Annotated in this window: 19 protein-coding genes; 1 reads left to right on the forward strand and 18 read right to left on the reverse strand. The window is 60.9% G+C overall.

The features are described 5' to 3' along the window. Window positions 1-49: 49 nt before the first annotated feature. From DW151_RS03125 to DW151_RS03140, 4 genes are all read right to left on the reverse strand, one after another. Window positions 50-982, reverse strand: coding sequence for a 1-phosphofructokinase family hexose kinase (locus DW151_RS03125; protein ID WP_055250439.1), 933 nt, complete (start codon window positions 980-982; stop codon window positions 50-52). Window positions 983-1,056: 74 nt separating this feature from the next. Next, on the reverse strand, window positions 1,057-2,760 hold the full coding sequence (gene ptsP, locus DW151_RS03130; protein ID WP_118266421.1) for a phosphoenolpyruvate--protein phosphotransferase: 1,704 nt from the start codon (window positions 2,758-2,760) through the stop codon (window positions 1,057-1,059). A gap of 133 nt (window positions 2,761-2,893) precedes the next feature. Further along, window positions 2,894-3,157 (reverse strand): HPr family phosphocarrier protein, encoded by a 264-nt coding sequence (locus tag DW151_RS03135; protein ID WP_022094575.1) that lies wholly within the window; start codon window positions 3,155-3,157, stop codon window positions 2,894-2,896. Window positions 3,158-3,705: 548 nt separating this feature from the next. After that, window positions 3,706-5,709: a fructose-specific PTS transporter subunit EIIC gene (locus DW151_RS03140; protein WP_118334405.1), complete on the reverse strand. Its 2,004-nt coding sequence runs from the start codon at window positions 5,707-5,709 to the stop codon at window positions 3,706-3,708. A gap of 272 nt (window positions 5,710-5,981) precedes the next feature. On the opposite strand from DW151_RS03140, the gene DW151_RS03145 reads away from it, so the two are divergent. Further along, entirely contained in the window at window positions 5,982-6,839 is an 858-nt protein-coding gene (locus DW151_RS03145) for a MurR/RpiR family transcriptional regulator (RefSeq protein ID WP_233543324.1), read from the forward strand. Window positions 6,840-6,898: 59 nt separating this feature from the next. On the opposite strand, the gene DW151_RS03150 is transcribed toward DW151_RS03145, so the two are convergent. From DW151_RS03150 to alaS, 14 genes are all read right to left on the reverse strand, one after another. Then, on the reverse strand, window positions 6,899-8,527 hold the full coding sequence (locus tag DW151_RS03150) for a DNA repair protein RecN (protein ID WP_118334408.1): 1,629 nt from the start codon (window positions 8,525-8,527) through the stop codon (window positions 6,899-6,901). Next, window positions 8,517-9,377 carry an NAD(+)/NADH kinase gene (locus tag DW151_RS03155; RefSeq protein WP_035138200.1) on the reverse strand — a complete coding sequence of 287 codons (861 nt, stop codon included), beginning with the start codon at window positions 9,375-9,377 and terminating at the stop codon, window positions 8,517-8,519. Before DW151_RS03155 ends, DW151_RS03150 begins: the two co-directional genes overlap by 11 nt. After that, window positions 9,374-10,177: a TlyA family RNA methyltransferase gene (locus tag DW151_RS03160; protein WP_233543331.1), complete on the reverse strand. Its 804-nt coding sequence runs from the start codon at window positions 10,175-10,177 to the stop codon at window positions 9,374-9,376. The genes DW151_RS03155 and DW151_RS03160 overlap by 4 nt, the downstream gene beginning before the upstream one ends. A 35-nt stretch (window positions 10,178-10,212) precedes the next feature. Further along, entirely contained in the window at window positions 10,213-10,452 is a 240-nt protein-coding gene (locus tag DW151_RS03165) for an exodeoxyribonuclease VII small subunit (protein ID WP_006233978.1), read from the reverse strand. Window positions 10,453-10,454: 2 nt separating this feature from the next. Further along, a complete protein-coding gene (nusB, locus tag DW151_RS03170; protein ID WP_118334411.1) occupies window positions 10,455-11,039 on the reverse strand; it encodes a transcription antitermination factor NusB in 585 nt (194 codons plus the stop codon). A gap of 3 nt (window positions 11,040-11,042) precedes the next feature. Beyond that, window positions 11,043-11,405, reverse strand: coding sequence for an Asp23/Gls24 family envelope stress response protein (locus tag DW151_RS03175; RefSeq protein WP_006233982.1), 363 nt, complete (start codon window positions 11,403-11,405; stop codon window positions 11,043-11,045). 24 nt (window positions 11,406-11,429) lie between these two features. Then, window positions 11,430-11,993: an elongation factor P gene (gene efp / locus DW151_RS03180; protein WP_006233983.1), complete on the reverse strand. Its 564-nt coding sequence runs from the start codon at window positions 11,991-11,993 to the stop codon at window positions 11,430-11,432. A gap of 160 nt (window positions 11,994-12,153) precedes the next feature. Continuing rightward, window positions 12,154-13,284, reverse strand: coding sequence for a Xaa-Pro peptidase family protein (locus DW151_RS03185; RefSeq protein ID WP_117806185.1), 1,131 nt, complete (start codon window positions 13,282-13,284; stop codon window positions 12,154-12,156). A gap of 132 nt (window positions 13,285-13,416) precedes the next feature. Next, a complete protein-coding gene (locus DW151_RS03190; protein WP_118334412.1) occupies window positions 13,417-14,526 on the reverse strand; it encodes a 3-dehydroquinate synthase in 1,110 nt (369 codons plus the stop codon). Continuing rightward, window positions 14,523-15,056 (reverse strand): shikimate kinase, encoded by a 534-nt coding sequence (locus tag DW151_RS03195; RefSeq protein WP_099431675.1) that lies wholly within the window; start codon window positions 15,054-15,056, stop codon window positions 14,523-14,525. The genes DW151_RS03190 and DW151_RS03195 overlap by 4 nt, the downstream gene beginning before the upstream one ends. Before the next feature lie 8 nt (window positions 15,057-15,064). Further along, window positions 15,065-15,562: a YqeG family HAD IIIA-type phosphatase gene (locus DW151_RS03200; protein ID WP_118334414.1), complete on the reverse strand. Its 498-nt coding sequence runs from the start codon at window positions 15,560-15,562 to the stop codon at window positions 15,065-15,067. Between the two features lies 1 nt (window position 15,563). After that, on the reverse strand, window positions 15,564-16,949 hold the full coding sequence (mltG, locus tag DW151_RS03205; protein ID WP_233543326.1) for an endolytic transglycosylase MltG: 1,386 nt from the start codon (window positions 16,947-16,949) through the stop codon (window positions 15,564-15,566). Further along, the gene (gene ruvX, locus DW151_RS03210) at window positions 16,942-17,370 is read right to left on the reverse strand and encodes a Holliday junction resolvase RuvX (protein WP_117806180.1); all 429 of its coding nucleotides are present in this window, start codon (window positions 17,368-17,370) and stop codon (window positions 16,942-16,944) included. The genes mltG and ruvX overlap by 8 nt, the downstream gene beginning before the upstream one ends. A 9-nt stretch (window positions 17,371-17,379) precedes the next feature. Continuing rightward, window positions 17,380-20,037: an alanine--tRNA ligase gene (gene alaS / locus DW151_RS03215; RefSeq protein ID WP_118334417.1), complete on the reverse strand. Its 2,658-nt coding sequence runs from the start codon at window positions 20,035-20,037 to the stop codon at window positions 17,380-17,382. Window positions 20,038-20,049 lie beyond the last annotated feature (12 nt).

The following is a 20,049-nucleotide window of genomic DNA, read 5'->3' on the forward strand; positions in this document are numbered from 1 at the left end:
CCCGGTCGAAACCGGGACGCCGTATGCGCACGAGTTTGTCGCGTTTCGCTTACTTGCGATCGAGCTTGCGGACAGCAACGCGCTTGCTGTACTCGTCGACGTGACCAAAGTCGCCGATGCCGACGGACTCAGCAACGTTGGCGCCGGTGGCCATAGCGAGCTTCATGGCCTCCTCGACGTTGTCGCGATCCCTGTACCACTTGTGCAGGAACGCAGCGAGGGTGCAGTCGCCGGCGCAGACGGAAGAGACAAGCTTGATGTTGAACTCACGCTTGGCATACCAGATGTCCTCGCCGTTGGAGAAGTAAGCGTCACCGCGGCTACCACGGGTGAGCAGCACGTTCTGGACGCCGGCCTCGTGAGCCAGCTTCATGGCAACGCGGACCTCGTCGTCGGTGTCGACCGGCACGCCGAAGATAGCCTTCATCTCGTGATGGTTCGGCTTAATGAGCAGCGGCTTCTTGTGAGCGAGCTCCTTGAGCTTGTCGGAGGACAGGTCCAGGACGACGTCGGCGCCACGGGCCTGAGCGTGCTCCATGACCTGAGCCAGGAAGTCGGGCGTAGCTTTGGGAGGCACGGAGCCGGAGACGATCAGGCACTCAAGGTCGCCCGCGGTGTCCAGGATGTTGTAGAGCTCCTCCTGGTGCTGCGGCGTGATCGGAGCACCGGGGTTGAGGATGCCGTACTCGTGCTGGCCATCGTTGACGTAGGTGTTAATGCGCGTGATACCGTCGGTCCAGACCGGGCGGCAAAGGCAACCCAGGTTCATGACCTCCTCGACGATGAACTTGCCCGTGAAGCCGGCGAAGAAGCCGAGAGCGACGGTGTCGACGCCCATCTTCTTAAAGGCGAAGGACACGTCGAGGCCCTTGCCGTTAGCCGTGTAGCTGGCCGAGCCGGTGCGGACGTTCTCGTCGGGCTCGAGCGGAGAGCTCGAAACCGTCATGTCGACAGCCGGGTTAGCGGTTAGCGTGTAGAACATTTACAGTACCCCCTGTATATGTGAGGGCCGCGTGGCCGGCCCATTCCAACCACGCGGTTACCTCTGATACCAAATTAGCGAGCTGCGGACTCGAGCAGTGCCTTGACCTCGGCAGCGGTGTTGCAGGCGAGCGCCTTCTCGGCAAGCTCGTCGCACTCGGCCTTGGTCCACTGGCTGATGGTCTTGCGGGCGCGCAGGATGGACGGAGCGCTCATCGAGAACTCCTCCAGGCCCCAGCTGATCAGCAGCGGCTCGAGCAACGGATCGGCAGCGGCCTCGCCGCACATACCGACCATGATGCCGGCCTTCACGCCGCTCTCGATGATGTTCTTGAGCGAGCGGAGCACGGCGGGATAGTAAACCTGGTACAGGTTGGAGATGGTGTCGTTGCCACGGTCGGCGCACATGGTGTAGCCGATCAGGTCGTTGGTGCCGATGGAGAAGAAGTCGGCGACCTCGGCCAGGCGGTCAGCGAGCAGCGAGGCGGCAGGCGTCTCGACCATGATGCCGACCTCGATGTTCTCGTTGAACTTGCGACCCTCTTCGGTCAGCTCGGTCTTGCACTGCTCGACGAGCTCCTTGACGGCCACGACCTCCTCGACGCAGGTGACGAGCGGGATCATGATCTTGACGTCACCAAAGGCGCTGGCGCGCAACAGGGCGCGGAGCTGGACCTTGTACTGATCGGGGTTGGCCAGGCAGTAACGCACGGCACGGAAGCCCATGAAGGGGTTCTCTTCCTTGACCATGTGAAGGTACGGAATCTCCTTGTCGCCACCCACATCGAGCGTGCGGATGATGACCGGAGCGCCCTTGAGCGCGCTGGCGACCTTACGGTAGGCGTTGAACTGCTCCTCCTCGGAAGGAAGCTCAGCAGAGTCCATGAACAGGAACTCGGAACGGAACAGGCCAATAGCCTCGGCATCGTGATCGAGCGCGTTGGGCACGTCATCGGGGTTGCCGATGTTGCAGGCAATGATCTTCTTGATACCGTCGGCAGTCACGGACGGCTTGCCGCGGAAGGCCTCGAGAGCCGCCTTCTCGGCAGCAAAAGCCTCGGCCTTGGCAGTGTAGGCGGCGAGCGTCTCCTCATCGGGATCGGCCTCGACGATACCCTTGCCACCGTCAACGACAACGGTCATGCCGTTGCGCAGTGCGGTGCAGCTGTTGGAAACCGAAAGGACAGCCGGGATCTCGAGGGCGCGCGCAATGATTGCGGAGTGCGACGTGCGGCCACCAGTCTCGGTGACGATACCGGCAACGTGGGCCTTATCGATCGTGGCGGTCATGGACGGCGTGAGGTCGTGCACGACAACGACGGTGTTCTCGGGCAGGACGGAAAGGTCGACGACCTCCTTGCCCAGCAGCTCGGCCAGAATACCGGTGCGGATGTCGGCGATGTCGGCCGCGCGCAGACGGAACATCTCATCGTCCATGGACAGGAACATGTTCTCGAACATGGTCGAGGTGTCCATGAGCGCCTGCTCGGCGCAGGTGCCGCCGTCAATGGCGGCGTTGATGGCGTCGGTCATGCCCGGATCCTGAGCCAGGACAATGTGTCCGCTCATGATCTCGGCCTCGGCCTCGCCCACCGTCTCCTTCATGTGGTCGGCCTGAGCCTGGGTCTTCTCGCAGAAGACCGAAAGAGCGGTCTGATAGCGCTCCTTCTCTGCTGCCGAATCAGCAACCTCGTGCGGCTCAAACGTCAAGTCGGGATCGACGGCGACCATGACGGTGCCGATACCGATGCCCTCGGAAGCGTTGACTCCCTGATACATTCCCATTCCTCTCTCCGTGTCATGTGATAAAGCGTTTTGCCATATCCATGACAAAAGAGCGCAGCTACCTTAAGACAGGTCACTGCGCCCCCAAATATGAACTTAGTTGTTCAACATGCGACCCGTTTGAGTTCTACTCGCCAAGACCGCTCTTGATGAGCTCGATGGCAGCAGCCAGAGCCTCGGCCTCGTCGGCGCCGTCGCACTTGACCTCGACCTCGGTGCCGCAGGGGATACCAGCAGCCATGAGGGCCATCGGGGACTTGCCGTTGACCTCCTTCTCGGGGGTGACGACCGTCACGTCACAGGCGTACTTGCCCATGGTGGAGGCGAACAGACCAGCCGGACGCATGTGCAGACCCTGAGGATTAACGAGGGTAGCCTTCTCAGAAACCATAATTGACTCCTTTTTTGTGTTTAACCCCTGTCATGCATGTGGCAGGAGTCAGATTCACGACGTTGTTTATATTAACTCACATCAAACGGTTTTTCATTGTGTTTCGCACGAATTGTTGGACAGTTGTCTGTTCTGTCCGCTTGCTCGCCCCGTACCCCGCGCGCGGACCCATGAGATTTCCTGCTCTACAGTCCTGCTCGCACGAAGAGCACATTAAGTGCTCTTCGGCTCGTGCGGAACTCGCGATAAATCTCATGGCCCCCGCGCGCGGGGTCCGGGGCGAGCAAGCTGCGGAAACTCGGTCGGTCCAAAGTAATATCGTGCGAACGGAATTCTGGCTGATGACTTGTTCGCGACAAAGACTCGATAGGCAGCCCACTCTATGCCCTTTTGTAAGTTGCGGTGAAATAGGGACTGAATTTGGGGTTGAATCGTTTAAACAGTCCCCATTTCACCGTAACTTATGGGAGGGCATAGAAAAAGGCGGGGGCTCCTGGTGGAGTCCTCGCCTTTGTTACAGGGGGCGATGTTATTCGCGTACTGCGGAATTAGACCAGGCGGGCGTTGATCGTCTTGGCGATCTCGGCGGCGTCGGTGGAACCCTTGACGGTGGCACGGAAGTCCTCGTCCATGAGCGCCTCGGCGACCTTGGACAGGATCTTGAGGTGCGTGGTGCCAGCCTGTGCACCAGGGATGAGCAGGGCGATGCCCACGTTGACGGGAGCGCCGTCCATGGTGTCCCAACCGGTCACGCCGGACTCGTCCTTGACGACGATGACGGCAGCCTCGGTAATGGCGTCGGACTTGGCATGCGGAATGGCGAAGCCCTCCATCATGCCCGTGGTGCCCTCGGCCTCGCGGGCCAGGAAGGCGTTCATCACGGCGTCGGCGTCGTTTGCGATACCGGCCTTGACGGCCTGGTTGGAAACGAAGCTCAGAGCCTCGTCACGAGAAGCGAAGTCCTCGGCGACAAAGACATTCTCGACCTTCACGAAGTCGGCAGCCTCGGCCTTGGGAGCCTCGACGGCAGCGGCCTTGGGGGCCTCAACGGGCTTGGCTGCAGGAGCGGCCTTCTGATTCTTCTCGAAGTCGTACTTCTTGAAGGCCACGAACAGGATGCCACCGACAACAGCGCCGATGAGGATCGCGAGGACCCACAGCGGACCGTTCTCGACAACGGGCAGGACCAGGAAGCCACCGTGAGGCGCCGGATCGTGAACGTTGAACATGATGGTCAGGATCGAAGCGATAGAGGAACCGAGCATCATGATGGGCATGACCGGCCAGATGTTCTTGGTCATGAACGGAATGGCGCCCTCGGTGATGTGGGTGCAACCAAGGATGAGGTTGACGACACCGGCGTCGTGATCCTCCTGGCTGAAGTACTTCTTGCCGACAACGACGGCAAAGGTGGTGATCAGCGGCGGAACGATGCAGGCGGCGGAGACGGCAGCCATGAAGTTGGTGCCGAAGTTGTAGGTATCGGTGCCAACGCCAGCAGCCAGCGCCTCGGTGAGCATAGCGGTACCGGTGACGTAAGCAGCCTTGTTGACCGGGCCACCCATGTCAAAGGCACACATGCAGCCGATGGCAAGACCCAGGACAACGGCGCCAGAGGCGGACAGGCCCTTGAGGAAGTCCATCATGGCAGTGTTGATGGCAGCCATGGGGCCAGAGATGCCGAGCATGACCAGACCGACGATGGCGGTCGAGAACAGCGGGTACAGGAAGATAGCCTTGAGGCCGTCCAGGTTCTTGGGCAGACCGGCAAAGACCTTCTCGAGCAGCAGGATGACATAGCCAGCGAGGAAGCCGCCGACGATGCCGCCCAGGAAGCCGAAGCCCACGCCGGCGCCACCGGCGTCGATCATGCCGGTCTCGGCGTTAACAGGCAGGCCCTGAATGGCGATCATACCGGCAACAAAACCAGGGACGAGCGCCGGGCGCTTACCGATGGACTCGGCGATGTAGGCGGAAAGTACCGGAACCATGAGGTTCATGGCGATGCCGCCGATGATCTTGAGCATCGCAGCAAAGCTGTTGTAGTCAGACGCCGTCGAATCGAAGGACGTAATGCCCCACAGGAACGAGACGGCGGTCAGGACACCACCGGCAACGACGAAGACCAGCATATGGCTGACGCCGTTCATAAGGTGCTTGTAGATGACGTGACCGATGGACTCCTTCTCCTCGGCCTCGTCCTCGACATCGGCAGCGGCTGCAACCGTGTTGTCGCCCTTGGCGGCGAGCGCGCGGTCAATCAGCTTACCGGCGGCCTCAACGGACAGGGCCTTGGAAACACCAACGGAAACCATGGGCTTGCCGGCGAAACGCTCAGCCTGGACATCCTTATCGGCTGCGACGACGACGGCCTTGGCACCGGTGATCTCGCTCTTGGTGAGCTCGTTCTCGACACCGACCTGGCCATGGGTCTCGACCTTAATAGTCAGACCTCGCTCGGCAGCTGCCTTCTCCAGTGCCTCCTTCGCCATGAAGGTGTGCGCAATGCCGGTCGGGCAACCGGTGGCGGCGATGATGTCAAACTTAGCCATGTGTCCCTCCTTTTTAAGTTTTGCGCCCGCAGGCGCTCCCCTACACGCGCGTCCTTGCGCGCTTTTCCACAACTGAAAGATACCAACCTACCGTCCGCGTGAGAAGAGACAAGGCGCAATTCTCCGGTGAAAGGTTCTTTCATAACCGTAAACGGTAGGTGAAAGTTTACCATCAACACTTGAAACGGCAAGGTGTATCTTGTAATTGAAAATCCCCCTATACTATGACATTACAAAACGAGTCCGATTTTCATGCCAACCAGGAGCCATCCATGACCGATAGTAGCAAGAGCGCACTTTCCCTCATTAGTACCCATCAGGGATACAGCGAGTCCGAGCAGCGTATTGTCGACTATATATTGGAGCACCAGTCCGAGGCGCCACGCCTCACGGCGGCTCAGCTCTCGCGCGCCGCCGCCACGTCCGAGGCGACCGTTTCGCGCTTCTGCCGCAAGCTTGGCTTTGGCAGCTTCCGCAGCTTTCAGTTTTCGTTGGCGAGGGATTTGGAAAGCCAGCGCAACGAGGGCCTGACTGACGAAGTCTCGCTCGACAATATGGAGCAGAGCCTTAAGAACATCCTGGCTGCCAAGGTGAGCGAGCTTAATGCGACCATCGACGGGATCGACCACGATACGTTGGCGGCTGTTGTGCATGCCCTTAAGCATGCAGGGGTTATTGAGTTTGCGGCTGTGGGCAATACGAACGCGGTCGCGCTCGATGCGACGTTTAAGTTTTCGCAGCTGGGCCTGCGCTGCATGGCGAGCACCATTAGCGAGACATCAATCGGCTTTGCGCTCACGTTGCACCCGGGTGACGTCATCGTGCTCATCTCAAACTCCGGCAAGTCGCGCCGACTGAATCGCATGGCAAAAGCGGCTCGCGACTGCGGTGCCACCGTAGTCGTCATCAGCAGCGACAGCAAGTCTCCACTCGCGCGCCTGGCAGACTACACTTTTAATACCGTCAACCACGAGGCGCTGCTGACGACGGGTGACTTTGCGTTCTCCAAGATCAGCGCCACGATGATCATCGAAGTTATCTACAACTTCCTGCTGCCCGAGATTGAAGACGCTCGCGAACATATCAGCTACTACGAGGAGCTCATCCAGCCGGACAAGGTCGTTGAGTAAAACGCGTAGTGGGACAAAAATTTCAGTCTATTTTGTCCCACCAACACCGCTGATACGACCTAGCCTCGAACTTCTTCGAGCATCTGCTTTGCGTGGGCCAAGCTTGCCTCGGACTGATCGCCGCTGAGCATGCGGGCGATCTCGGCGGTACGCGCTTCGCCGGTTACCTCGTCCAAATGCGTCTGGGGAACATCGCCCGGCTCCTTGCTGACAACATAATGCTTGTCGGCCATGACGGCGACTTGCGCCAAGTGGGTTACGACAATCACTTGATGCGTAGCGGCAAGATCGACCAGCACACCAGCAAGAGCACGAGCCGTGGAGCCGCCGACACCGGCATCGACCTCGTCAAATACCAGTGTATCGACGCCGTCAGCATTACCCAAGACCACCTTGCTCGCGAGCATAACGCGGCTGAGCTCGCCGCCCGACGCAATTCGGCGCAGGGGACGCGGCGTCAAGCCGGCACCGCTGCGATACAAAAGCTCGTAACTCGAAGGACCCGCCGGCGTCCACTCAGCGCGCGGAAGATCATGCGACTCCCAAACGAGCTCGGCACCGCCCATCTCCAAGCGTGCCATCTGACGACCGACCTCGTGGCAGAAGCGCGGGGCCGCCGTATTGCGAGCGCGCTTGAGTGCCTTGGCGGCAGCGAACAGCTCGCGCTCGGCGCTCCCGAGTGCCTCACGCGCCTTTTTGATCTGTTCATCGCCATCATCGACCAGGGACAGCAGCTCTTGCGAGCGATCGCGCATGGCAAAAACATCGTCCATCGTGGGACCCCACTGACGCAACAGGCCCTTGAGGTCGGAATACCGCTCACGCATGCGAGCGAGCTCGCGCGGGTTGAAGGCGACGCCATCGCGATAGGCACGAAGCTCGTTCGCGCTATCCTCAAGGGAGATGCAGGCATCCGAAAGCGCATCGGCAATGTCGCCCAGTTTGCGATCGACGGTAGCCATACGGGAAAGCTCTGCCACGGCGCTGTTCACGGCATCGAGCGCTCCACCTTCGGCGGCAAGCGATGCATGGGCATCGTTAGCTGTGGCAACCAGTACCTCGGCATGTTCGGAGCGCGGCAGCAGTTCCTCGAGTTCCTCATACTCGCCCGGCTTGGGGTCGACCTCGCCGATGCGCTCGAGGGCAAAGCGAGCCTCCTCGACACGGCTCCCCTGCGCGCGTGAGGCTTCCTCCACGCGACGGACCTCCTTGGCAGCCGCACGCGACGCCTTGAAGCAGGCACGGTAACGGTCGAGCGCCTCGAGCGCAGAGCGACCAGCCCAGGCATCAACCATGGCAACATGATGCGCCGGATCGAGCAGACGCTGGTGTTCATGCTGGCCGCACAGATCCATCATCACGCCGACGCGCTCGGAAAGCTCGCGCACGCTAGCGATGCGGCCGTCAATCTTGACGCGGCTGCGACCCTCGGCAGAAAGGCTGCGCTGCACGGTAAAGCCCTCCGTGTCGTGCGGGTCGTCGAACAAGCGCGCCTCGACGCTCGCCAGCGCCTCTCCCTCGCGCACGGTCGACGAATCTGCACGCTCGCCCAAAATGAGCTTGAGCGCCGAGAGCAGCGCGGTCTTGCCGGCACCGGTCTCGCCAGTCAAAACCGTTAGGCCCGCACTCGGCACCAGCGTCGCCTCGCGAATGAGCGCGATGTTGGAAACCTGCAGCTCATCGATCATGGCGCACTCCATAGAACACGCGGCTCACCGAGTTATAGAAGCTCTCGGGACCGTAATCGAGCAGCAGCACGTCTCCGGGACCGCGACGCACCGCCACGCTCTCAACGGTGCCATCGCAGGTAATAAACTGTCCATCGATAGCGATCGCCGGAACACTCGGACGGTCATCAGACATAAAGATCTCGACGACATCGCTCGGCGAGGTCAAAAAGGCGCGAGCCTGAATGGTATGCGGAGCAATCGGCACACAGACCATGCCCGTGTAATCGGGGCTGACGATGGGACCGCCGGCGGATAGCGCGTAGCCGGTGGAGCCAGTCGCCGTCGATACAACCACGCCGTCGCCACGCAGTCGATCGATATGGTGGCCCGACACCGTGATGTCGAACTCGACCATATCGGACAGCGGACCGCGGGTAAGCGCCATGTCGTTGAGGGCGAAGGTGCGCACGACATCCTTCGTACCGTCTTCGCGCACGGACACGATATCCGCGGCGATGGTAGCGCGACGGCTCACGTGCAGCTCACCGGACAGGGCATCGCTCACAACCTGCAAAATGTCGCGCTCCTCGGGGCTCGCGGCCGTCAAAAAGCCCAGGTGACCATAGGAAAGACCGAGGATAGGAATCTCGCGATGGTTGAGGATGCGGGCAGCGCGCAGCAACGTACCGTCGCCGCCGAGCGTAATGACCAGATCGGAGCCGTCAATATCAGGCGTGCTTTGAATCTTCGATCGCTGGTCGGCAGCCCATGCGACCTCATAGCCCTGGCGCGTCAGCCAAAGCTCGAGCATCAGGCCGCTCTCGACCGCTTCTTGCTTGTAGTAATTGGGAACCAGAAAGACCTTCATAGCGTTGCAGCTTTCTCGCTCATAACCGATACCTGGGATTGCAGCTCGTCTTGCGAGCGGTCGCCGGGGGCATACCTCGTGCCGTACAAGAAAAACTCAACGTTTCCCTTGGCACCATGAATGGGCGACACGCACACATCGACCGGAAAAAGGCCCTTGGCTGCAAAGAGTTCAACCGCCGCCACGAGTGTATCGCGGCGCACGGCGGGATCGGTCACAATGCCGCCCTCACCCACCAGCGCCGCCGGAGCCTCAAACTGCGGCTTTACGAGCGTGCAGAATGCACCCGTAGGCGCCAGGCACGCCAGCACCGCATCGATAATGTTCGCGATGCTGGTAAACGAGACATCACAAACAACCAGGTCGATGGCGCCGGCATAGCCAAGCTCAGGCAGCTGCGTCACGTTGGTGCGCTCATGCAGCGTCACGCGATCGTCCTGACGCAACGACCAATCGAACTGTGCGCGACCCACGTCCACCGAGATAACGGTCGCAGCTCCGCGCTTGAGCAGGCAATCGGTAAAGCCGCCGGTAGAGCAGCCCACATCCAGACAGCTAAGGCCCGTCGGATTGATGCCAAACGCATCAAGCGCGCCTTCGAGCTTAAGACCGCCGCGGCCAACATAGGGAATGCGCCCCTTCACGTGCAGCGGCAGACCCGGGGTCACCTTAAGCCCCGGCGAAGTCAAGCGCTCGCCGCCGCTCGAGACCAAGCCGGCCATAAGAGTGCGAAGGGCATCCGCGCGATCGGCGCAGATGCCCTGTGAAATCAGTTCGTCATCAAGACGCACGCGTTTCATGAATGCCATCAACCATTCGTATCCGGAGATGCGGCCTAGCTATCCTGGGATTCGTTTGCCGCATCCTCATCGTATTCCTGCTCGAGCTTGTCGGCCTCACGCGGCGTCAGCTCAAACTTGTCGACCATATCGACCGCGCGGGAGCCCAGCTCAATCGCCTCGTCAAACAGATCGAGCGAACGCTCCAAGGACGTATCCTTGGAGCGAACGGTAGCGATGATCTGGTCCAGACGGTCCGAGATCTCGTCAAAGTTGCGGACAGAACCCTCTGGCATGGCTACTCCTCGACGGAGTCGATGTCAGCCTCGGCGGCGTCCGCATCCTCGGCCAGCACGCCAGCCTCGGCCTGGGCAACCGCAACCTTGGCGGCAGCCTCAGCAGCCTGGGCCTCCTCGCGAGCGCGATCCTCGGCCAGCAGTTCCTGGTACAGGTCCTCGCCCGGCAACTCCTCGCTGCGCGCGATCTTGCCCAGCACGCCGTTGACGAACGACGCGGACTGGTCGGTGCCATAGGCCTTGGCAAGTTCGACGGCCTCGTTGATCACGATAGCGTCCGAGACCTCTTCGTCGGTAAGGAAGCGCATCTCGTAGACGGCGATACGCAGCAGATTGCGGTCGGCGCCGGGCATGCGCATAAGATCCCAGTTCTTGGCGACGGCGCGCAGGGCACAGTCGATGCGATCGATATGCTCGTAGGCACCGCGGCACAGCTCCAGCGCATAGGGGTCGAGGGGGCCCTTCGAGATCAGGAAATCACCCTCGAGGACGCGCTCGAGCGGGCTGTCCGTGGCCTCGGCCTGAAATAGCAGCTGCAGCGCCTGACTGCGGGCAAGCGTACGCCCGCGATAAACCTTAAGGCTCAAAGGTTACTCCTTGGGGAAAACGAGGCCGTCGATGCAAACGTCAACGCGCTCGACCTCAACGCCCACCTGGGCATCGATGGCGGCGACCACGGCGGCGCGAACGGCCTCGGCGAGTTTCTTGAACGGATAGCCAAAGAACACCACGACACGCACGGTGAGTGCGAGCTTGTCGCCGACGACCTCGGCCTCAACCGCCGGCTCGGAAGCCGGGGCCTTGGACGAGAGCATCATGGAGACAAGGTTGGTGGCAAGGTCCTTGACGCCAACGGAGGCGATGCCCTCGACATCCGACACGGCGCGCGAGACGATGGCGGTCAGAACATCGGGCGAAATGCCGATGCCGTCAATCTTGATTTCCTGGGGCATGAGTCCTCCTAGAAGAGTTGGTTGCTAGACGCGGGAGACGAACTTGCCGTCGCGGGTGTCAACCTTGATGACCTCGCCCTCGTTGAGGTACATGGGGACCTGGATGACGGCGCCGGTGTCGATCGTGGCCGGCTTGGTGGAACCCTGGACGGTGTCGCCCTTAAAGCCCGGGTCAGTCTGGACGATGGTGGTCTCGATGAACATCGGCGGAGTCACGCCCATGAGCTCATCGTCGGCGAAGAGAAGCTGGCAAATGTCGTTCTCGCGCAGCCACTTGGAGTTCTCGCCCACCATGTCCTCGGGAACGGGAACCTGCTCATAGGATTCGTTGTCCATGAAGATGTAGTCGGTGCCATCGTTGTAGAGGTACTGGAACTCACGGGTGGTGAGCATGACGCTCTCGAACTTGGTGCCGGCGTTGCAGGTGTTCTCGACGACGCGGCCGCTCTTGATGTCGCGGGTCTTGTAGCGCACAAACGCGCCGCCCTTGCCCGGCTTGACATGCTGGAACTCGACGATGGTGTAGACCTTGTCCTTAATGCGGAGACCGAGGCCGTTCTTGAAGTCGGCGGTAGAAATGGTAGGCATAGCGACCTTTCTTGTTATGGGCAGAACGCACAAGCGTCCAAATTACATACGAGCGAAATTATACACTTGCAGACGGCGCCTGCAGCGAGCGCATAAAAAGAGAACGCGGGGCGTCCGAATTGCTCCGGAGGCCCCGCCCCAAACTATCTACCGAAGTAGACTAGCAATCGATGACGTGAAGGTCATGCGGCGTCTTGGTGAAGGGCTCGTAGCCGTTCTCGGTGACCACGCCGTAGTCCTCCAGGCGCACGCCGCCCACACCGGGCAGGTACACGCCGGGCTCCATGGTGATAACCGAGCCGACCTCGATGATGTTCTTGCTGCGGTTGAAGTTAGGCAGCTCGTGGATGTCAATGCCCACGCCGTGGCCCAGACCATGGTTGTAGTAATCACCATAGCCGGCATCGCCAATGATCTTCTTGGAAAGCTTGAAAATGTCGTTGCCCTCGACGCCCGGATGGATGGCGGCGACGCACTCCTCGTGCGTACGGCGCACGAGCGCGTACAGGTCGAGCTGCTCCTGCGTGGGCTCGCCCATCACGACGGTACGCGTCATATCGGAGCGATAGTCGCAGTAGCCCGCGCCGTAATCCATGAGAACGAAGTCGCCCTTCTCGATCACGCGGTCGCTCGGGACGGCATGCGGGTTGGCGGTATTGGGGCCGCTCGCCACGATGGAGCCGAAGGCCAAGCTGTCGGCGCCGTTGGCGAACATAAAGTTCTCGAGCTCGTTGCGAACCTGCTTCTCGGTCATGCCGGGTTTAATAAATCCGAGCATGTGCTGGAAGGCGGCGTCGGTAATCGACTGCGCATGGCGCATGAGCTCGATCTCCTCGGCGTCCTTGATGGCGCGCATCTTGCGAATGTCATCATGCATCAGCGGCAGCATGCAGGCGACGGAACGATCCTCAAGGCCACGCTGAATACCCTGGTAGAAGTTAATCTGCATGTCGTCCTCGACAGCGCAGACGCGGCACTTGTTGGCCGCGATCTTGCCGGCGACCCAACCGGGGATGGTGCCTTCGTCCATGTCGTAGACCCAGGGGCTGCCGGCAGGCGTGTTCTCCTCAAAGCTGTTGAGGTAGCGCGAGTCGGTATGGAACAGGCACTGGTCAGCCGTAATAAACGCAGCGTGCGGGAACTCGAAGGTGTAATCGAAGACGCCCTTCACGCCCGTGAGCCAACGAAGGTTGGCCTCGTCGCGCACCACGATAGCATCGTAGCCGCGCTCAGCCATCAGGGCACGGACACGCTCGATACGACCGGCAGGACCGGCAGCAAACTCAGACATGCAGATTCCTTTCTTGTTGTCTCCATAAAGACGGGACGGGTCTCAACCGAACGATGGAATCGCATGCAATCCGCAACCGATTGAAAACCCGCCCCTCAACATGATACGAAAGACGATGGATGTCAATAAATCTTAGAGAAGTTCTTTGCGAGAAGCCAAGTAGGCGTGAGCATGGCGGTCGAGAACCTCGTCCTCAACGCTCGTTAGACGAATGGCGCCGAGTGCCGCGGGCAGCGGCAACATGCTGCGGTTCGAGCGGACAAACTGCTGCCTGCGGAACTCCTCGATATATGCGGCAGGCTCCAGATCGAAGGCAAGCTCCTCGATACCAAAGTCCTCCAGGCAGTCATCGACCTCGAAGACGTAATCGATATCGAAGTCGCAGGCATCGTGTGCTAGGCGCGCCTCAAAGCGCATGCCCTCGGACAACAGCTGGTAGGCAGGCACCTGCGAAGCGGCATCGCCCAAGCAGGCGCGCAGGGTACGCTCCCCCGTCTTGCCAAAATCGAGCGCATGGCGGGCGCTGGGATTCGTAGCCATCAGTACGTCCTTGCGGGCAGTCTGAGACCACTGAACGGCATTGACGAGCGCGACCTCCTCGCCCGCGAGAATCTCGGGAACGGTCTCGGTAAACTGATTCCAGCGGGACTTGCTGCTCGAAAGCATGGTGCCAACAAGTACCGCATAGCCGAGCTTGAGGTCCTCGGGGTCCGCCTCGCGAACAAGGTCGAGGTCACACACGACCAAGCCCGGCTCGGGACGGAACGCGATAGCGGGAAGCGCATGCGCGGACGAGGCGACGAGGGGCTTCATGGTCGTCGCGACCGTGAGCATGGCGTCGAACGTCGTCGGCAGCAAGGCGCACTCGGTGCGACCGCACCACTGATTGGCACACCAGCAAACGACCGAGCAGGTCGCCGTGTCGCCGACAGCGACAACGAGATCGTCGCAGGTAATGCCGTTAGCCGACAGGGCGCGAAAGACGGTATCGGCATCGGCAAGCGTAGCACCAGCAGGTGAAACCTCGAGGACGAGCAGCGACACGGCAAAACCGGCGTCAACCAGCGCATGCTCGACAGCCTCGCCAAAACGCTCGGATGTGGCGTCGTTCCAAACCACCATCGCGCGCTTAGGCTTGCCCACAGCCGAGGCAAACATGCGCGACAGTTCCTCGAACGCGCCCAATCCGACGCGGACATCGACACTGCGGTTTTGGAAATTGATAAGTTGGCGGCGAATCATAGCAGTCCACGCTCCAAAAGCATCTCGGCACAAAGGTAGGAAACGTCCTCGAAGGACTTGTTGCGAATATCAAGGGTAATATCGGCGGCTTGGCGATACAGCGGACGGCGATGCTCAAACAGGCGCGCAGCATGCTCGGGCGAGCGGAAATCGGGCCGGGTATCAGAACGGCGAATCTGGCGCAACGAGTCCTCAAAGTCGCCTTCGAGGTACACGCATGTACCCATCTCGTGCATCAGTTCAATGTTCACCGGCGTCTCGACGATGCCACCCCCGCACGACACCAGCAGGCTGCGCTCGCTTTGAAGCGAACGGAGTGCCGAGGTCTCGAGCTCGCGAAAACGGTCCTCGCCCTCGGTCTCAAATATCTCGGTCACCGACTTGCCACATCGACGCACAACCAAACGATCGGTATCGATAAAACGCCGCTTGAACATAGTGCCGACGTTGCGCGCTAGCGTCGATTTGCCCGCGCCCAAAAAGCCGATAAAGAAAATATGGTCGCAGCCGTGTTTGATGTGCTGAGACATGGCGAAACCTATTCCTCGCAGGGAAGGTCGCGCAGGGCCCGGCGCTCAAAAATACGGAAGATCTGCGTATACCACAGGTCCTGCGTCGCCTGCGGCTTTACCAGGATGGTATCGACGCCGGCTAAATTGCCACTCCACACGTCAGTGTAGAGCTGATCACCGATCAGTACCGCCTCGTCGGCCGTGGCGCCGAGGCGCTGAAGACCCGCCTTGAGGGCAAACGGCGCCGGCTTCATGGCGTGGCTAATGGCCTCGAGTCCCAGCTCGCGTGCAGAGCTCATGACCTGGTCGCGATGCCAGTTGTTGGACACCATGCACAGCTTAAAGCCTTTGGCGCGGGCGGCGTCAAGCCAAGCGGAAACCGCGGCGGGAACCTGCTCGGTGTCGCGCGGCACCAGGGTGTTATCGCGATCGAGCAGAATGGCGCGTTTGCCGCCGGCCCACAGGGTATCAAGGTCGATGCGATCGACCGAGGCAACGTATCGTTTGGGGCTAAAAATCCTCATGCTAATTCCAAGACTGTTGATGCTCTTCGTAGGTTTGCGAGAAGTACTCCTCGTCCTGCGTAATGTAGAAATAAAGGTCATCGGAGTCGGTCGGTTCAAGCGTGGCCTTGAGTGCCTCGAGCGACGGAGAGCAGATGGGCGTGGGTGGCAGGCCCTCGTGCTTATAGGTGTTATACGGGCTATCGCTCTGCAGGTCGTCGGCGGTAACCTCGCCACCGGTGACATACATCATGGTCGCATCGCTGTTGAGATAGCGCAGACCGTCGAGTTTGCCGGCAAGGCGGTTGTAGAAGACCGAGGCCACGTGCGCACGTTGATCGGCGTTGAGGCCCTCACGCTCAACGATAGAGGCCAAGTTGACGATGTCGTAGTCGGACATCTCCACACCGTAGCGCTCCTTGATCTTGGCTTCGCAGCTCGCAAAGTCAAGCGACTTGTACTCAGTCTTAAACTGATCGAGCATGGCGCGAATCACGTCATCGGCCGTCGGCGAATCACCCAACGAATAGGTCTTGGGGAACAAGAAACCCTCGAGCGAGTCGTTGGCGGCGCCCTTAAGGAAGCTATAGTCGTCAACGTAGTTGGAGGCCTTGGCCTGGTTGAGGAAGTCTTCCTTAGAGATGCTGTCGTAGGCCTGGGCCACGCGGTCGGCGACTTGATCGACCGTTAGGCCCTCAGGGATAGTCAGCGCATTGGAACCCGCGTTGGGGCCTTCCATGAGCTGCTGAACAACCTTGGTCGCATCCATGAGTGTGGTGAACGAATAAGTACCAGGCTTGAGCGACATATCGGCGTTAAGCTTTTTCACCGCCGCGTAGTAATCCTTGGGATTTTCGACGATATGGTTCTCGGAGAGAATCGAGGCGATCGCATCACCCGAAGCACCGTCGGGAATGGTCACCGTAACCTGCTGACCAGCCGTGACCTTCGTATCCTCACCGGCAAAGAAGCCCTTGACGGCAGGCACGACAAAGAAAGCGATCGCAGCAAGCGCGAGCACCGCCACCACAACGCCGATGATCATGGGAACCGGAGAACTCTTCTTTTGGACACCGCGACGAGCATGCGTGTTGTAGCTCGAGCGGGTCGCCGGAGCAACGCCATGCGAGCCGCGAGCGTGATGCGAATGCGATTGGGGGGCCTGTGCTCGCTGGGTAGGTGCCTGCTGCTTAAAGCGGGTACCGCCTGCAGGCTGGGCCGTACGAGCAGTGGGCTGTCGAACCGTCCGCTGAGCAGGTTGAGCCAAACGAGAGGAGGACTGCACCGGGCGCGCGGCAGGCTGAGCTGCGCGCTGCGTCGGCTGTGCCGGACGCTGGCCAGGCTGGGCAGGGCGCGGCACAGGCTGACGTGTACGAATCGGCTGGCGCGGATCGGAAGCGCTAGGCATGCGAGACCTCCTCGTTTTTACGATCAAGCCATGTCTGCAAAAACAGGCTGGCGGCGATCATGTCAATCTTGCCTCTCATCTGTTTTTCGTTGAGGCCCTGCTCGCGCAGGATGCGTTTGGCCTCTTGCGAGGACAAGCGCTCGTCCTCAAACTCCAGCGGAAGTTCGAGCTTGTCGGCAATCTTTTGGGCCACGGCGGCAACGCGCTCGGCCTGGGGGCCGGGCTCACCGGCCATGGTCAAGGGACGTCCGCTTACCAGGATATCGGGCTCATAGTCCTCGACCAGGTAGCGAAACGTCTTGGCCATACCGGTGACCTCGGCAGCCGGAAGCACCTTGACAGGCATCGCCATCTTGCCATCACGGCTCGAGACGGCAATACCGATCCTGGTCTCCCCTATGTCCAGCGCGAGCGCGACCACAGCGACTTCTTAGGCGCCAAGCGCGGTCTTAGCGGCCGCGAGGGCATCGGCAATACCGGCGGCGTTCTTGCCACCGGCCTGGGCCATGTTGGGACGGCCGCCACCGCGACCATCGACCAGGCCCGCGATCTGCTTGATCACGTTGCCGGCGTGGAAACCGGCCTTCACGGCGTCATCGGAACCGGCGGCGAGCAGCGCAGGCGTGCCCTTCTCGGTCACGCTGGCGACGACGCAGGCGACAGGGCCGGCGACCTTCTGGTGCACGGTATCCCAGACGTTGCGCAGGTCAGCAGCCTCAAGGCCCTGGAGCTCAGCGACAACGAGCTTGTAACCGTTCAGCTCGACAGCGCCGTCGATGGCGCCGGAAATGGCATCGGAGGAGCCACCGGTCAGAGCCTTCTTGAGCTTATTGGACGTCTCGCGCAGGTCGGCCTGCAGGTTCTCCACGCGAGCGGGAACCTCGTCCGCGCGGCACTTGAGCGCAGCGGCAGCGGCGTCAACAAGTGCCAGGCGGTCGGCCATGTAATCGAGAGCGCCCTTAGAGGTCACGGCCTCGATACGACGGACGTTCGAGCCCGTAGAGGACTCGGAAATGATCTTGAACAGGCCGATCTCGGCGGTATTGGCGGCATGGGTGCCACCGCAGAGCTCGCGGGAGAACGGCTGGTCCTCGGCGCCCACGGAAACGACGCGGACGACGTCGCCGTACTTCTCGCCAAACAGGGCAACAGCACCGGCGGCCTTGGCCTCATCGATGCCCATAACGCGGGTCACAACCGGCTTGGAAGCGAAGATCTGCTGGTTGACCAGGTCCTCGACAGCCTTGAGCTGCTCGGAAGACAGAGCCTCGAAGTGCGTGAAGTCAAAGCGCAGGTGCTCGGGCGTCACCAGCGAGCCGGCCTGGGAGACATGCTCGCCCAGAACCTGCTTAAGCGCAGCGTCGAGAAGGTGGGTGGCGGTGTGATTGCGGCGCAGGAAGCCACGGCGCTCGGCGTCGAGCGCGGCGGTCACGGTAGCACCGACGGTCAGCGTGCCCTCGGCAACGTGCGCGACGTGAGCATACAGGCCGTTGTGGTTCTTGGTGTCGGCAACGGCCAGAACAACGCCCTCGGCGGAAAGCTTGCCGGCATCGCCCTGCTGGCCACCCATCTCGGCATAGAACGGGGTGCGGTCGAGCACGACCTCAACATCCTCGCCGGCAGCAGCGGACTCGACGGACTCGCCGTTGCGCACGATGGCGACAACCTTGGCGCCCTCGATGGCGTCGTTGTCATAGCCGTCGAACTCGGTCGCGGCAACCTTGTCGGAAAGCTCGACCCACACGTCGTTAAAGCTACCCCAGGCATCGCCCTTAGCGTTGGCGCGGGCACGGGCCTTCTGGTCCTCCATGCAAGCGGTAAAGCCATCCATGTCGACGTCGTGACCGGCGGTGCCGGCGATCTCGACAGTCAGGTCAATGGGGAAACCAAAGGTGTCGTGAAGCTTAAAGGCAACATCGCCCGGAAGGACAGCGCCGTCGGCGAGCGCGGCCAGGGCCTCGTCCAGGTAAACGCGGCCGTTGTCGAGCGTCGTTGAGAAACGCTCCTCCTCGGAGGCGACGATGCCCTTAACGAGCGCGACGTTCTTGAGCAGCTCGGGATAAGCCTCGCCCATCTGAGCGTTGACCTCGTCGATAAACTTGGTCAGGAAGGCGCCCTCGATGCCCAGCAGACGACCGTGGAACACGGCACGACGGAGCAGGCGGCGCAGGACGTACTCGCGACCCTCGTTACCGGGCAGGATGCCGTCGGAGATCATAAAGTCGACGGCACGGGAGTGGTCGGCGATGATGCGCAGGGAGCGGCTGGCACCGGAGTAATCGTCGGCGTCATAGGTCTTGCCGCTGATCTTCTCACCGAGCTTGATGAGGTGCTGCATCAGATCGCCGTCGTAGTTAGCGGTCTTGTGCTGCATGATAGCGGCCATGCGCTCCAGACCCATGCCCGTATCGAGGTTGCGGTGCGGCAGCTCCGGCATGGAGCCGTCCTCCTGGCGGTCGTACTGGGTAAACACGAGGTTCCAGAACTCAAGGAAGCGGTCGCAGTCGCAGCCAGGCTTGCAGTCGGGGCTGCCGCAACCGACCTCCTCGCCCATGTCAAAGTAGATCTCGGAGCACGGACCGCAGGGGCCGGTGGGGCCAGCGGCCCAGAAGTTGTCGTCCTCGCCCAGGCGGGAGATGTGATCCTCGGCAACGCCCAGAGAGCGCCACACGTCGTGGGTCTCGTCGTCTTCGGTAAAGACGGTGAAGTACAGGCGGTCGAGCGGCAGCTTGAACTCCTTGGTGATGAGCTCAAAGGCCCAAGCGCAGGCCTGCTGCTTGGAGACGCCGCCAAAGGAGAAGTCGCCGAGCATCTCAAAGAAGGACAGGTGACGGCCGTCCTCGCCGATGCAGTCGATGTCGTTGGTGCGGACGCACTTCTGGCAGGAGATCGCGCCGATCTCCTTCATGGTCTTCTTGCCCTGGTAGTACTCCTTAAACTGGTTCATGCCGGCGTTGGCAAGCAGCAGCGAAGGATCGTCAGGGACGAGGGACGAAGAAGGATAGAGCTTAAGACCGCGCTCCTCAAAGAAGTTGAGGAACTTGGAGCGAATCTCGGCCGTAGTCATTGACGGGTAGTCAGCACTCATAGAGGGAATCTC

This window comes from Collinsella sp. AM13-34, assembly GCF_003473055.1.
GTDB lineage: Bacteria > Actinomycetota > Coriobacteriia > Coriobacteriales > Coriobacteriaceae > Collinsella.